Origin of the sequence: Bradyrhizobium sp. SZCCHNS1022, from assembly GCF_032484835.1 — a bacterium.
Taxonomy (GTDB): Bacteria; Pseudomonadota; Alphaproteobacteria; order Rhizobiales; family Xanthobacteraceae; genus Bradyrhizobium.
Genome location: NZ_JAUETT010000001.1, coordinates 1,789,668 through 1,803,369 on the forward strand (window position 1 = coordinate 1,789,668; position 13,702 = coordinate 1,803,369).

Annotated in this window: 11 protein-coding genes; 8 read left to right on the forward strand and 3 right to left on the reverse strand. The window is 65.0% G+C overall.

The features are described from left to right. The first annotated feature begins 48 nt into the window (after positions 1-48). The 8 genes from QX071_RS08165 (at position 49) to QX071_RS08200 (ending at position 9,837) form a co-directional block, all read left to right on the forward strand. A complete protein-coding gene (locus tag QX071_RS08165; protein WP_315701388.1) occupies positions 49-1,350 on the forward strand; it encodes a citrate:proton symporter in 1,302 nt (433 codons plus the stop codon). Between the two features lie 14 nt (positions 1,351-1,364). After that, positions 1,365-2,699 carry an acyclic terpene utilization AtuA family protein gene (locus tag QX071_RS08170; protein ID WP_315701387.1) on the forward strand — a complete coding sequence of 445 codons (1,335 nt, stop codon included), beginning with the start codon at positions 1,365-1,367 and terminating at the stop codon, positions 2,697-2,699. Between the two features lie 2 nt (positions 2,700-2,701). Beyond that, positions 2,702-3,019, forward strand: a complete 318-nt coding sequence (locus tag QX071_RS08175; protein ID WP_315701386.1) for a hypothetical protein — start codon at positions 2,702-2,704, stop codon at positions 3,017-3,019. Between the two features lie 48 nt (positions 3,020-3,067). Then, complete coding sequence (locus QX071_RS08180; RefSeq protein WP_315701385.1) at positions 3,068-4,726, forward strand: tannase/feruloyl esterase family alpha/beta hydrolase; 1,659 nt, start codon at positions 3,068-3,070, stop codon at positions 4,724-4,726. Positions 4,727-4,921: 195 nt separating this feature from the next. Beyond that, a complete protein-coding gene (locus tag QX071_RS08185) occupies positions 4,922-6,472 on the forward strand; it encodes a GMC family oxidoreductase (RefSeq protein ID WP_315701384.1) in 1,551 nt (516 codons plus the stop codon). 75 nt (positions 6,473-6,547) lie between these two features. Beyond that, entirely contained in the window at positions 6,548-7,279 is a 732-nt protein-coding gene (locus QX071_RS08190) for a class I SAM-dependent methyltransferase (RefSeq protein ID WP_315701383.1), read from the forward strand. A 138-nt stretch (positions 7,280-7,417) separates the two neighbouring features. After that, positions 7,418-8,911 (forward strand): amidohydrolase family protein, encoded by a 1,494-nt coding sequence (locus tag QX071_RS08195; protein ID WP_315701382.1) that lies wholly within the window; start codon positions 7,418-7,420, stop codon positions 8,909-8,911. After that, positions 8,908-9,837, forward strand: a complete 930-nt coding sequence (locus tag QX071_RS08200; protein WP_315701381.1) for a GTP-binding protein — start codon at positions 8,908-8,910, stop codon at positions 9,835-9,837. Before QX071_RS08195 ends, QX071_RS08200 begins: the two co-directional genes overlap by 4 nt. 240 nt (positions 9,838-10,077) lie before the next feature. Here the strand turns inward: QX071_RS08200 and QX071_RS08205 are convergent, their stop codons facing one another. The 3 genes from QX071_RS08205 to QX071_RS08215 form a co-directional block, all read right to left on the reverse strand. Further along, the gene (locus QX071_RS08205; protein ID WP_315730827.1) at positions 10,078-11,301 is read right to left on the reverse strand and encodes an ABC transporter substrate-binding protein; all 1,224 of its coding nucleotides are present in this window, start codon (positions 11,299-11,301) and stop codon (positions 10,078-10,080) included. Between the two features lie 154 nt (positions 11,302-11,455). Further along, a complete protein-coding gene (locus QX071_RS08210; RefSeq protein ID WP_315701379.1) occupies positions 11,456-12,604 on the reverse strand; it encodes a diguanylate cyclase domain-containing protein in 1,149 nt (382 codons plus the stop codon). A gap of 106 nt (positions 12,605-12,710) precedes the next feature. After that, the gene (locus QX071_RS08215) at positions 12,711-13,682 is read right to left on the reverse strand and encodes a DnaJ domain-containing protein (protein ID WP_315701378.1); all 972 of its coding nucleotides are present in this window, start codon (positions 13,680-13,682) and stop codon (positions 12,711-12,713) included. Positions 13,683-13,702: the final 20 nt, after the last annotated feature.

The following is a 13,702-nucleotide window of genomic DNA, read 5'->3' on the forward strand; positions in this document are numbered from 1 at the left end:
AAAACGGAACTAAACGCTTGCGCGACTAGAGACGCGCCGGGGGGAAACATGCTGCCGCTGCTTGGCCTCATCACCATCGCGATCCTGCTGCTCGTCATCATGACGAAGCGGATGTCGCCCCTGATCGCACTGATCGTCATTCCCATCTTGGCGGCGCTGATCGGCGGCTTCGGCTGGGACACCTCCAAGTTCATCGTTTCCGGCCTGCAAAGTCTCGCGCCCGTCGTCGGCATGTTCGTGTTCGCGATCCTGTTCTTCGGCATCGTCAGCGACGCCGGCATGCTCGACCCGATCATCGATCGCATCCTGCGCACCGTCGGCACCCGCCCGACCCGGATCGTGATGGGCACCACGCTGCTTGCGCTGCTGATCCATCTCGACGGCTCCGGCGCGGTGACCTTCCTGGTCACGATTCCCGCGATGCTGCCGCTCTACGAGCGGCTCGGCATCGACAAGCGCATCCTGGCCTGTGCGGCCTCGATGGCCGCGGGTGTGAATTTCCTGCCCTGGACCGGCCCGATGATCCGCGCCTCGGCCTCCCTCAAGCTGCCGATTCCGGAGATATTCAATCCGCTGGTGCCGGTGCAGATCGTGGGCATCGTTTTCATCTTTGCCGTCGCCTGGTGGCTCGGCCGCCGCGAGGAGCGCCGGCTCGGCCTTGGCGCGGGCACCACCGTCGAAGCGCCGCAGCGCGTCCTCACCGACGCCGAGAAAGAGCTGCGTCGGCCGAACAATTTCTGGATCAACATCGTGCTCACCGTCGTCGTGCTCGGCAGCATGGTGATCCTGGGCGAAAAGCTCGCACCTGCGATCGTCTTCATGGTCGGCACGTGTGTGGCGCTGCTGATCAACTATCCCGACGTGGACATGCAGCGCCGCCGCATCGATGCGCATGCGAAGGCCGCGCTGCTGATGGCCTCGATCCTGATCGCCGCCGGCGTCTTCACGGGCATCATGCAGGGTACCGGCATGCTGAAGGCGATGGCGCAGACCGCGGTCAGCTTCGTGCCGGCGGATGCTGCGAAGTTCATTCCGGTCGCGCTCGGCGTCGTGTCGATGCCGCTGAGCCTGCTGTTCGATCCGGATTCCTTCTATTTCGGCGTGCTGCCGGTCGTCGCCGAAGTCGGCGCGCAACTCGGGGTGCAGAAAGTCCAGGTGGCGCAGGCTGCCTTGCTCGGCCAGATGACGACGGGCTTTCCGGTCTCACCGCTGACGCCTGCGACCTTCCTGGTGGTGGGATTGTCGGGGATCGATCTGGCGGATCACCAGAAATTCACGATACCCTTCCTGTTCGGCGCCTCGGTCGTCATGACCATCGCCTGCGTGCTATTCGGATTATTTCCCATTTGAGCCGGAGGACCGCCATGCGGAGCATCAGGATCGGCGCCGGTGCCGGCTATTCCGGCGATCGCATCGAGCCCGCGGTCGAGCTCGCCCAGCACGGCGAGCTCGATTATCTCGTGTTCGAATGCCTTGCCGAGCGCACCATTGCGCTGGCGCAGCAGGCGCGGATGAAGGATCCGGCCGGCGGTTACGATCCGCTGCTCACGGCCCGCATGCAGGCGGTGCTGCCGATCTGCCGCGCGAAGAACATTCGCGTCATCACCAACATGGGCGCTGCCAATCCGCTCGGCGCCGCGGAGGCGACGCGACACGTGGCGCGCAAGCTCGGCCTTGCCGGCCTGAAGATCGCGGCCGTGACCGGCGACGACGTGCTCGCGGCGGCGAAGGCGAATAATCTCGCGCTCGACAATGGCGAGACCATTTCCGGCCTCGGCAACCGCCTCGTCTCGGCGAACGCCTATACAGGCGCGCGTGCGATCGCCGACGCGCTGGCCGCCGGCGCCGATGTCGTGATCACCGGCCGCGCGGCCGATCCGGCCCTGTTTCTCGGCTGTCTCGTGCATGAGTTCGGGTGGGCGATGGACGATTGGGACCGGCTCGGCCAGGGCACCGTGGTCGGCCATCTGCTGGAATGTGCGGGCCAGATCACCGGCGGCTATTTCGCCGATCCCGGCGTGAAGGACGTGCCCGGCCTTGCGCGGCTCGGCTTTCCGATCGGCGAGGTACGCGAGGACGGCGATCTCGTCGTGACCAAGGTCGCCGGCTCCGGCGGCTGCGTGACGCCGGCGACCGTCAAGGAGCAGCTGCTCTACGAGATCCACGATCCCGCGCAATATTTCCAGCCCGACGTGGTCGCCGACTTCTCGCGAGTGCGCGTGGCAGAGGTTGGCCCCGATCGCGTCCATGTCAGCGGCGGGCGTGGCAGGCCCAAGTCGGGCCTGCTGAAGACGTCGATCGGCTATGTCGACAGCTATGTCGGCGAGGGTCAGCTGTCCTATGCCGGGCCCGGTGCCGTCGCGCGTGGCCGGCTCGCGCTCGACATCGTGCGCGAGCGGCTGGCGCTGACAGGCGTGCAGACGAGCGAGCTGCGCTGCGATCTGATCGGGGTGAATGCGTTGCACGGCGAGGCGAGTTCGCAGGGTAGCGAACCGTACGAGGTGCGAATCCGCGTGGCCGCACGTACTGAGAGTCTGGCCGAAGCCGTCAGGATCGGCAACGAGGTGGAGACGCTCTACACCAATGGACCGGCCGGCGGCGGCGGCGCCTGGAAATCGGCGCGCGAGGTGGTCGCGGTCGCCTCCTGCCTTATGCCGGAAAGTGCGACGCAGATGCAGTTGGCGCTGCTGGAGGTCTAGAGATGAAGCTGCGCGACATTGCTCATTCCCGCACTGGCGATAAGGGCGACATCTGCAATATCTCGGTGATCGCCTATCGGCCCGAGGACTACGCGTTTCTGTGCGCAACCGTCACCGCTGCCCGCGTGAAGGCGCATTTTGGTGACATCGTGCAGGGTGAGGTGCTTCGATTCGAGATGCCCGGCATCGCTGCGCTCAACTTCGTTCTGAAGGATGCGCTTGGCGGTGGCGTCACCCGCTCGCTGCGGCTCGATGCGCACGGCAAATCGCTGAGCTCGCGCCTGCTCGATCTGGAGATTCCATCCGCTGACGACTCGTGACGGGCTTCGACTCAACCACGTCACGCAGAAGAACATTCAGGAGGCTTGATGATGATGATTGCGAGCCGACTGCCTGGCTGTACATCCCGGTCCGGTCATGCCGCACGCGAGGCCTTCGCCGGTGCGCTGGCGGTGATGTTGCTGTCCGCCTCGCCAGGGTTTGCCGCGCCGTGCGAGCAACTGCTGATCCTGCAGATCGCGGACACGACGATGTCGGGCGCGGAGGCGCGGCCGGCCGGATCGTTCGCACCGCCCACTGGGGCCGAAATTTCCGAACTTCCTGCATTCTGTCGCGTACGCGGCGTCATCTCGCCGGTGCCGGGCTCGCGGGTCGGATTCGAACTCTGGCTGCCGCAGGCCGGCTGGAACGGCAAGCTCGAGATGGTCGGCAATGGCGGTTACAGTTCGGCGATCGCCTACAAGGCGATGGGGCCGCTGCTCCGCCGCGGCTATGCGACGGTGGCCACCGATACCGGGCACACCGGAGATGACCCGGGCTTTGCGATCGATCGCCCCGAGGCGATCGTCGACTGGGGATACCGCGCGGTGCATGTCTCGATCGGTGTTGCGAAGTCGGTGGTCGCGGAGTTCTACGGCGAAGCGCCGAAGCACAGCTATTTCGCGGGTTGCTCCACGGGCGGCCATCAGGCGCTGATGGAAGCACAACGTTACCCGGCCGACTTCGACGGCATCATTGCCGGCGATCCCGGCAACAACCGCACGCATCTGAATGCCGGCTTCCTCTGGCAGTTCGTCAAAAATCATCGGCCAGATCTCAGCCTGATCATTCCGCCGCTGAAGCTCGCGGCGATCACCGATGCTGTCGTGAAAACCTGTCGCGGCAAGGACGGTGGTCTGCCGGCGGACAATTTCCTGACCGATCCGGAAGCTTGTGACTTCCGCGCCGAGCAGATGCTCTGCAAGCAGGATGATGCTGACGATTGCCTGACGCAGGAGCAGGCCAACGCGCTGAATGCGATGTATGACGGCGCGCGCGATTCCCGCAATGGTGCGCAGGTCTATTACGGCTGGCCGAAGGGCAGCGAGAATTCCGCTCGCGTGCTCGCGGCGCTTCCCGGCTGGAGCCTGTATTGGGCCGATCCGATCCATCCCGAGCGACCGGCGCGGCTCAACTTCTGGAAGGTGTGGGCGTTTCCGGACACGAATTGGGACTGGCACAGGTTCGATTTCGGTTCGGCCATGAAGGCCGTCGACGATCGGCTCGCATCTGAGATCAACGCCATGAGTCCGGACCTCTCCGCCTTCAAGGCGGCGGGCGGCAAGCTCATTCACTATCACGGCCTCGCCGATCCCGTGGTGCCGCCGCGGGACTCGATCGACTATTACGAACGGGTGGAGGCGATGGTGAGCGCCGACAAGCGCGCTGACGCCGGCGCGGATTTCTACCGGCTGTTCCTTGCGCCGGGACTCTATCATTGCGAGGGCGGCCCGGGGCCGAACGTGCTGGACACGCAGGTGGCGCTCGAGGCCTGGGTCGAAAACGGCGAGGCGCCCGAGACGATCGGTGCCACCAAGTTCCGCAATGATAGACCATCCGACGGCATCGAGATGAGCCGCCCGCTTTGCCCTTACCCGAAGATGGCGCGCTACAGGGGGGAAGGTGATCCGGCCGATGCCGCGAACTACGCCTGCGCTGACGGGCACCGCTATCCGACGCCGCTACCGGCCGCGGCTTATTTGCGATAGGCGCGCCCGTGCGGACCATCAGGTCGGCGCACTGCCGGCCGTTCCGGCGATCGCGCCGAAGTCTGGTCACGGAAAGCTCGGCCCAGCTCTGCGTATCGCTGCTGGAGGTTTGAGCTGGGCGGCACTTCACGGATCGCGCCGGACAGCGCAAGGTTGATGCCGGCCGCTTACCTCCGGAAGTCGAGAAATAAGCTTATGCATGATATCATTGTCGTCGGCGGCGGTTCTGCCGGCGCCGCGGTTGCCGCCAGGCTGTCCGAGAGCCCCGAGAAGCGGGTGCTGCTGCTCGAGGCCGGCGCGGATTGGCGCGCCGATCAGGCGCCCTGGGAGATCACGACACCGAACCCGATCCCGATCATCCACAACCGCGAATTCCAGGAGAAATGGCAGTGGCCACATCTGCTGACGCGTCGGGTGGCGGGTCAGGATGCGCGCTTCTACTGGCGCGGCAAGGGACTGGGCGGCAGCTCGATGATGAACGGCCAGATCGCCATTCGCGGCGTGGCCGCTGCGTTCGACGAATGGGCTGAGAATGGCTGCACCGGATGGTCGGCCCGCGAGGTGATGCCGCTGTTCTCCGTGATCGAGGACGATCTCGCATTTGGTGATCGCGAAGGGCACAGCCGCGGCGGCCCGCTGCCGGTCTATCGCGCGCCGCTGGACCATTGGGGCCCGATCGATCGCGGCCTGCGCGATGCGGCGCTCGCCAGCGGTTATCCCTGGTGTGCCGACGTCAACGGGCCGGATGGCGAGGGCGTTGCATGTTACCCGATCAACAGCCGCAACGGCCGGCGCATCTCGACCAACGAAGGCTATCTGGAGCCGGCGCGCGGTCGCGCGAACCTGGAAATCCGCGGGCGCACGCTGGTCGATCGCCTTGTCATCAGGGATGGCCGCGCCACCGGCGTGCGGGTCCAGATCGAAGGCCAGGGCTTCAGCGAGATTTTTGCCCGCGACATCGTGCTGTGCGCAGGCGCGATCCACAGCCCGGCGATCCTGCTGCGCTCCGGCATCGGTCCTGCCGACGATCTGCAGGCGATGGGGATCGCGGTTGAACGTGACCTGCCGGTGGGCCGGAATTTCTTCGACCATCCGCTGTTCCGCACCACCATTCAGTTGCGCGAAGCCATTCGCCCGACCGACCGCGACACCCGTCATACCAATTGCTGCGTTACCTATTCGTCGGAGCTGGCCGACGGCGGCAAGCGCGACATGATCCTGATCGCCTTCAATCATCGCGGCGTCGGCATTGCCGGTGCGATCGGTGCGGGCCTGTTCAACGCGTTTTCTCGTGGTACCGTGAAGCTCGCCTCGGTCGATCCGGAGATCGACCCTGTCGTCGAGGAGAACATGCTGTCCGATCCGCGCGACATCGCGCGGATGAGGGATGCGGTGAAACGGCTTTCCGTGCTGACGTCGCAGCCGGCGCTTTGCGATATCGCCGACTGGATCCGCCTCGCCGATACGGATCTCAGCTTGCCGCAGGCCGCCGCGCTGCCGGATGCCGAACTCGACGCGCTGCTGCGTCGGATCACCGGCGACATCCAGCACGCGGCCGGCAGCTGCCGCATGAGCGGCTTCAAGGACGCCAGCGGCGTGGTCAATCCAGACGGCACGGTCAAGGGGATCGCGGGCCTGCGCGTCGTCGACGCCTCGATCATGCCGTCGGACTGCCGCGCCAACACCCATTTCACCACGGTGGTGATCGGCGAGGCGATTGCGCGGATGATGCTGCGGCAGAGTTGAGACGCATACAGAACCGATCGGCGGTAGAGTTGTCGTTTGCAGTTGGTCGAGTCGAGCGCGCGAGGGAGGTCAGCGGTGGCGCAGAATATCTACGACACGCCGGAGTTCTTTGCCGGCTATCAGCGCTTGAACCGTTCGGTCCATGGCCTCGACGGCGCGCCGGAATGGCCGGCGCTCCGAGCCATGCTGCCCGAGCTCAAAGGCAAGCGCATCGTCGATCTCGGTTGCGGCTTTGGCTGGTTCGCGCGCTGGGCGCGAGACCAGGGAGCGGTCGAGGTCCTCGGCATCGATCTCTCGGAGAACATGCTGGCGCGGGCGCGGGCGGAAACCGACGATCAGGCGATCCGCTACATACAGGCGGACATGGAAGCGCTGGAACTGCCCGAGGCCGGCTTCGATCTCGCCTACAGTTCGCTCGCCTTCCACTACATCAAGGACCTCGGTCGGCTGTTTGGCGCCGTGCAGCGCGCGCTGCTGCCGGGCGCCCAATTCGTGTTTTCGATCGAACATCCGATCTACATGGCGCCGACGCAGGCACGCTGGCAGGTCGCCGACGACGGCCGCAAGGTCTGGCCGGTCGACAGCTACGCCATCGAAGGCAGGCGCGTGACCGACTGGCTCGCCAAGGGGGTGGTGAAGCAGCATCGCAAGCTGAGCACGACGTTGAACAGCTTGATTGGTGCCGGCTTCCGAATCGATCACGTCGACGAGTGGGCACCCACGGCCGAGCAGATCGCGAAACAGCCGGCGCTCAGGGACGAAGTCGAGCGTCCCATGATGGTCCTCATTGCTGCACGCAGCACTTAGGACGCGAAATTGCAGAGCAGTTGCCACCTTAATGGTGTTGAGCCGATTGCTTGGGCATGCGACGTTTTTCATCACGACGTATCCCGATCGTTTTTGATCTCCGGTATTCCCGGTTTCTGGAACTGGCTGCAGATTGCAATGGACCAATACGACCTGATCATTCGCGGAGGACGCGTCCTCGATCCCGAAACCAACTTCGATGCGACAGCCGATGTCGCGGTCAAGGACGGCGTGATCGCCGCGATCGGCGACGTCGCGGGATCGGCGGCGCGGACCATCAATGCCGAGGGCCTCGTCGTCAGCCCTGGCTTCATCGATCTGCACGCCCATGGCCAATCGCTGCCGGCCGACCGGATGCAGGCTTTCGACGGCGTCACCACCACGCTCGAACTCGAGGTCGGCGTGCTGCCGGTCGCGCGCTGGTATGACGAGCAGGCCGCGCTCGGCCGCGTGCTGAATTACGGCGCCTCGGCCGGCTGGGTGTTCGCGCGCATCGCGACCATGACCACGCAGCAGGCCGCGTCGAGCGTGGCGGGCATGGGCGAGGCCATGCGCGACAAACGCTGGGTGGAGGAGGTCGCAACATCAGCGGAGGTTGCCGAGATCGTCGAGCGTGTGCAGGTCGGGCTGGAGCAGGGCGGGATCGGGATCGCCTTTCCCAACGCCTATGCGCCGGGCACCGGCGTCAAGGAGTTGTCGGAGCTATGCAGCCTCGCCGCGCGGCATGGCGTGCCGACCTACACGCACATCGCCTACATGTCGAATGTCGATCCGCGCAGCTCGGTCGAGGCCTATGTCAGGCTGATCGGCCTGGCTGGCGCGACCGGCGCGCACATGCATATTTGTCACTTCAACAGCACCAGCCTGCAGGATGTCGAACGCTGCGCCGAACTGGTCAAGACCGCGCAGGCGCAAGGGCTGAAGGTGACGGTCGAGGCCTATCCCTACGGCACCGGCTCGACGGTCGTCGGCGCCGAGTTCTTTGCCGATCCTGCCTTCTGCCAGCGCCAGGGCACCGGCTATGACGCGATCGAGATGGTGGCCGAGCGCCGGCGGCTCGCCGACCGCAATGAACTCCTGGAGCGGCAGCAGCGCGAGCCGGGCGCGCTGGTCCTGATCCATTTCCTCGATGTCGCGGTCAATCAGCGCCATCGCGACCTGCTCGACATTTCCGTGATGTATCCCGGCGGCGCGATCGCCTCCGACGCCATGCCGTGGATCCTGTCGAACGGTAGGGCCTATACCGGCGATGCCTGGCCGCTGCCGGACGATGCCGTGGCGCATCCGCGCTCGTCCGCGACCTTCACCAAATTCCTGCGCGAATGGGTCATCGATCGCAAAGCGGTGCCGCTGATGGAGGGCATCGCCAAATGCACCCTGATTCCGGCGCAGATCCTTGAAGCCTCGACCCCCGTCATGCGCAAGAAGGGCCGGCTGCAGGTCGGCTGCGATGCCGATATCGTCGCGTTCGATCTGCAGACGTTGCGAGACCGCGCCGACTTCCTCAACATGAACCGTGCGTCGGAAGGCGTGAAGCATCTGTTGGTGCATGGCGAGGCCGTGATCACCGATGGCATGCTGATGCGCGAGGCGCGGCCGGGCCGTCCGGTCCGGCGCGAGCAGGCGTCATGATCGTTCCGGTGTTGCTGGTCGCCGGCTTTCTCGGCGCCGGCAAGACCACGCTGCTCAATCATCTGCTGGCGCACCCGGATGGACGGCGCATCGCGGCTGTCGTCAATGATTTCGGCGCCATCGATATCGATGCGCAGCTCTTGGGCGCGGTCTCGGACGGCGTCGTCAGCCTGAAGAACGGCTGCATCTGCTGCTCGCTGCAGGGCGACCTGTTGCGCACGCTGTCATCCGTCATCAAGCGCGATCCGGCGCCGGATGCGATCGTGATCGAGACCTCCGGCATCTCCGATCCTGCGGAGATCATCCGCAACCTGATGGACCCCGTGATCTTCAAGGTGGCGCCGCTGGAGACCGTCGTCACCCTGGTCGATGCGCGCAGGCTGTTGGATGAGCCTGCGCTGGCGCAGGACGCGTTGTGGCGCTCGCAACTTCGTGCAGCGGATTTCGTGCTGCTGACGAAGACGGATCTGCTTGAACCAGGGGAACGCACCCGGGTCGAAGCCGCGATCGTCAGCGACAAGCCGAAGGCCGCGATCTTCGATGTGGTTCATGGAGCGGTTGCGCCCGATCTGCTGTTCTCCCGTGATCTCGGTGCGCCGCGCGCGCTGCCGAGCCGGGCACCGATGGCATCGGAGCCGTTCGCGGCCGTGACCTGGACCTCGCAGGCGCCGCTGTCGCTGGCACGCTTTCAGGCCGTGATCCGGCAGATCGCACCGCGCACGCTGCGGATCAAGGGTATCCTGCTGTTCACCGAGCATCCGGGACAGCCGATCCTGTTCCAGTCGGTGGCCACGCGCGGAACGCTGGCCGCCTCGCCGCTGCTGCCGCCCGACGGCCTCACCGCTCAGCTCGTGCTGATCGGGCGGGAGGGGGAGATCGATGCAGGCGAGATCGACCGGCTGCTGCAGAGGATTGTCATAGATTGAGACGCTAATCTCTTCGTCCGTTCCGCGGGACGACGCATAACTGTCGATGAAGAGACAATGTCGTCATCCCGGGGCGAGGCCGCAGGCCTCGAACCCGGAATCTCGAAGTGAGGAAGTGCGCAAACCAATCTCGAGAATCCGAGCTCGAGGTCTTCGCGCAAAATCGCTTAGCGATTTTGTCGCGATGCGTCGCCCCGGATAACGTGTTGCAGCTGAAAGAGACGCGATCTGCGTTTGTAGCTATTGCCCCTTCCCCACATACGGGCAGCCACCTTCGGCCAAGGGCCGGAACGCCTGGTCGCCGGGCACGGTGGTCTGATAGTCGTAGAGGTCCCACTTACTCTTGGATTCCTCGGGCTTCTTGATCCGCATCAGGTACATGTCGTGCACCATGCGGCCGTCCTCGCGCACCACGCCGTTCTGCGCGAAGAAGTCGTTGACCGGCGTCTTGCGCATCTGAGCCATCACGGTGTCCGATTCGACCGAGTTGGTCGCGGCAACCGCTTTGAAGTAGTGGCGCAGCGCCGAATTGACGCCGGCCTGATAGGCGGTCGGCATCGCGCCATGGCGCTTGAAGAATTCCTGGGCGAAAACCCGCGTCTCCGGCGTCCGGTCCCAGTAGAACGAATCGGTGAACAGCAGGTCGTGCGCATGCGCAAGTCCGAGCGCCGGCACGTCGGTGAGCGTCACCTGCAGCGCGACGACCTGCATGCCCTGACGGACGTTGAATTCGTCCGACTGCGCTACAGCGTTGCGGAAGTCGGAGCCGGCATTGGCGAGCGCCAGCACCTTGGCGCCGGACGATTGCGCTTGCAGCAGGAAGGACGAGAAGTCGGCGGTATCGAACGGGTGCCTGACCGCGCCGAGCACTTTGCCTCCGGCCGCGATCACGGCCTTGCTGGCATCGCGCTCCAGCGCCTGGCCGAACGCGTAATCGGCGGTCAGGAAGAACCAGGGCGTGCCGCCGCGTGCAACGACCGCCTTTGCGGTCGCATTCGAGGAGGCATAGGTGTCGTAGGTCCATTGCACCGAGGTCGGCGAACATTGCTTGCCGGTGAGGTCGGAGGAGCCCGCGCCGGAGATCAGGAAGATCTTCTTGCGTTCGCGCGTCAGGTTCTGGATCGCGAGCGCGACCGCCGAGTTGACGCCTTCGGCGACCACGTCCACACCCTTGTTGTCGATCCAGTTGCGGACGATGCCGACAGCGACGTCTGGCTTGTTCTGATGATCGGCCGAAATGATCTCGATCTTGCGGCCGGCGACGGTGCCGCCGATCTCCTCGGCCGCCATCTGCGCCGATATCACCGAGCCCATGCCGTTGCCGTCGGAATATTGGCCGCTCATGTCGGTAATGATGCCGACGCGCAGGACGCCGTCTTCCGCATGCGCCGCCGCATTGGCCAGCAATGTCGCCAAGCTGAATGTGAACAACGCCTTCAGCGCTGAACGCGCAACTCTCTGCATTTCGCCTCCCGGAATTTTTATTAGTTATCGTCAGCCTGACCTGAAGGATCGGCACACCGCTGGCAAGGTCATGCGAAGCATGGCCGCCCTGCGACGGCGAGGCCAGGACGTGGATGGCAGACGCAAGACGTGCGATGCGAACGCGCTCGCTCGATCAGGCGGTCTGGCGCAGTTCGGCTTCGTGTTGCTCGGCCCAGGCCCAATTGCCGCCGCCGGCGCGCTTGGCGGCATAGAGCGCGGCGTCGACCCGCTGCAGAATGTCGGCCACCTCGCTCTCCGAGAGCGGTTCGTCGCTGACGAGCAGCCCGGCGCTGGCCCCGATCACCACGGGAATGTCGGACAACAGGAACGGCATCGACAGCGCGCGAATTGCGTCGCGCGTCAGGGCCAGGGCTTCCTCGCGGCCATTGGCTCCCTCGGCGACCGGCTTCAGCAGCATGAATTCGTCACCGCCAAAGCGCGCAGCCATGCCGCTGCTTCCGATGCAGTCCGACAGCCGTGTCGCGACCTGGCGCAACAGATCATCGCCGGCGTGGTGGCCGTGGCGGTCGTTTACCGGCTTGAAGCCGTCGAGATCGATGGCGACGATCGAAACGCTGCCGGCAATGGTTTCCAATGCGTTGAGAAACGCGGCGCGGTTGGGCAGTCCGGTCAGGAAGTCGTGGTTGGCTTGCCGCGCGAGCGCATGCTTGGCCTCCAGCCGCTCGATGAAGGCCTTGCTTAGATGGCGCGAGGCCTCGCGGATGGTGAACCAGAACAACACCAGCATGCCGGCGCCGAGCCGGTAGGATATTTCGGGGCGTATCAACCCGGCGATCAGCGTCGGCGCCAGCAGCACCGCGGTGGTGCTCAGTACCACCCAGGGGCGGATCGCCGCCCGCGATACCATGCCGACGCAATAGGACATCGACAGCCCGAAGGCGAGCCAGGCGCCGGGCTGGTCGTCGAGCTGAAAGGCACGAAATGACAAGGCGCCGAGTGCAAGGCCGAACGAAGCCGCGCCCGCGGCATAGATGCGCTCCCAGTGAATGACATCCTTGTCCGAGAGTCGCGCAGCCCGCCGCTTGTAGCGCAGGAGGCTCACCATCCGGCCGATCGCATTGATCACGATCGCACAGGTAATCGCGATGTAGCCGGGGTCACGATGCGCGGCCGCCAGTGCGACCGAGCCGGTGATCGAGGCGGCATTGATGGCCGTGACCTGCGGCAGCGAAGTGTAAAGCAGATCGACGAGCTCGCGGCGGATCGCCGGATTCGGATGTAAAAATCTTGAAAACAGCCCTGGTCCCATGGTGGGCACCATGGGGCAGCTTTCCTAACAAGACGTGGCCGCGGAGGTGCCGCGCCGGGAAGGCTTCTTACTACCTTAAACTTTAGTCAATGACAGTTCTGTGGAGCCGAAACCAGGCTCAATCCGCGACGCCTGCCGTATGCCGCTGCGAGACCCGCGTCATCCGCGGCGGGTCGAGCTTGAGCGGCCGCAAAGGCTGCTTCTTCGCCATGGCATCCATGACCGCGCGGTCGGCCTTCTCGATCCGTTTTGCGGCAGCCGCATCGGCGAAGGCGCGATCGAATTTGTGCAACCGATAAAACACGATGCCACGGTCGATATAGGCTTCCTTCAGCCGCGGGTCGATCTGAATGGCCTGGTTCAGGTCGGCGATCGCAGCCGCCAGATCGCCCTTCCGATACGCGGCCATGCCACGTTCTCGGTAGAATTTGGCGTCGTTGATTGGCGCCGACGCCGGCAGCGCCGCCGTGACGTCTGCATTGCAGGAACCCGCATGCGGCTGCGTGCAGGACGTGCGATCCTCGTCGGAAGCATAGACGTCATCGATCTTTTCGACCGGTAACGGCAGCTGCTCGGGCGAAGCGCTGACCATCGTCGTCGCGGAGGAGGCCGAAGCCAATTCGGCGGACGCAGCGGCGGCCTCCGACCCGGCCGCTGCGCTGTCGGCCAGCTTGGCCGGCAGAGATCCGCCCTTGATCCTGTCGACCGCAACGAGGGTCGGCCTGAGCGGTGCGACTGCAGCCGCCGACATATGCATGAACAGCAGGTAGCCGCCGACCGCAGCCGCCGACGCGACGGTCAGCGCCATCACGCCCGATGCCACCCGATGCACCTTGGCGGCGACGGCGAGCTTAGAATCCTGCTCCTGCTCTTCGTGCGCAAGCGTCAACAGATGATCGTAGGCGGCGCGCTGTTCGCGATCGCTCAGGATGTCGTGGGCACGGACGATCTGCCGGAACTTCAGCGCCGCTTCGGGATCGCCAGGATTGACGTCGGGATGGACGCCCTTGACGGCCTTGCGGAATGCGGCTCGGATCTCTTCGGCATCGTCGTTTGGAAGAGCACCGAGCAAATCGTAAAGCGTCGTCATCGTCGCTCTCGCTGCAGGGC

Excerpts from the sequence above, each read along its gene's own strand:
- QX071_RS08165 (WP_315701388.1), top strand. The coding sequence starts at position 49 with ATGCTGCCGCTGCTTGGCCTCATCACCATCGCGATCCTGCTGCTCGTC.
- QX071_RS08170 (WP_315701387.1), top strand. The coding sequence starts at position 1,365 with ATGCGGAGCATCAGGATCGGCGCCGGTGCCGGCTATTCCGGCGATCGC.
- QX071_RS08175 (WP_315701386.1), top strand. The coding sequence starts at position 2,702 with ATGAAGCTGCGCGACATTGCTCATTCCCGCACTGGCGATAAGGGCGAC.
- QX071_RS08180 (WP_315701385.1), top strand. The coding sequence starts at position 3,068 with ATGATGATGATTGCGAGCCGACTGCCTGGCTGTACATCCCGGTCCGGT.
- QX071_RS08185 (WP_315701384.1), top strand. The coding sequence starts at position 4,922 with ATGCATGATATCATTGTCGTCGGCGGCGGTTCTGCCGGCGCCGCGGTT.
- QX071_RS08195 (WP_315701382.1), top strand. The coding sequence starts at position 7,418 with ATGGACCAATACGACCTGATCATTCGCGGAGGACGCGTCCTCGATCCC.
- QX071_RS08200 (WP_315701381.1), top strand. The coding sequence starts at position 8,908 with ATGATCGTTCCGGTGTTGCTGGTCGCCGGCTTTCTCGGCGCCGGCAAG.
- QX071_RS08205 (WP_315730827.1), bottom strand. The coding sequence starts at position 11,301 with ATGCAGAGAGTTGCGCGTTCAGCGCTGAAGGCGTTGTTCACATTCAGC.
- QX071_RS08210 (WP_315701379.1), bottom strand. The coding sequence starts at position 12,604 with ATGGTGCCCACCATGGGACCAGGGCTGTTTTCAAGATTTTTACATCCG.
- QX071_RS08215 (WP_315701378.1), bottom strand. The coding sequence starts at position 13,682 with ATGACGACGCTTTACGATTTGCTCGGTGCTCTTCCAAACGACGATGCC.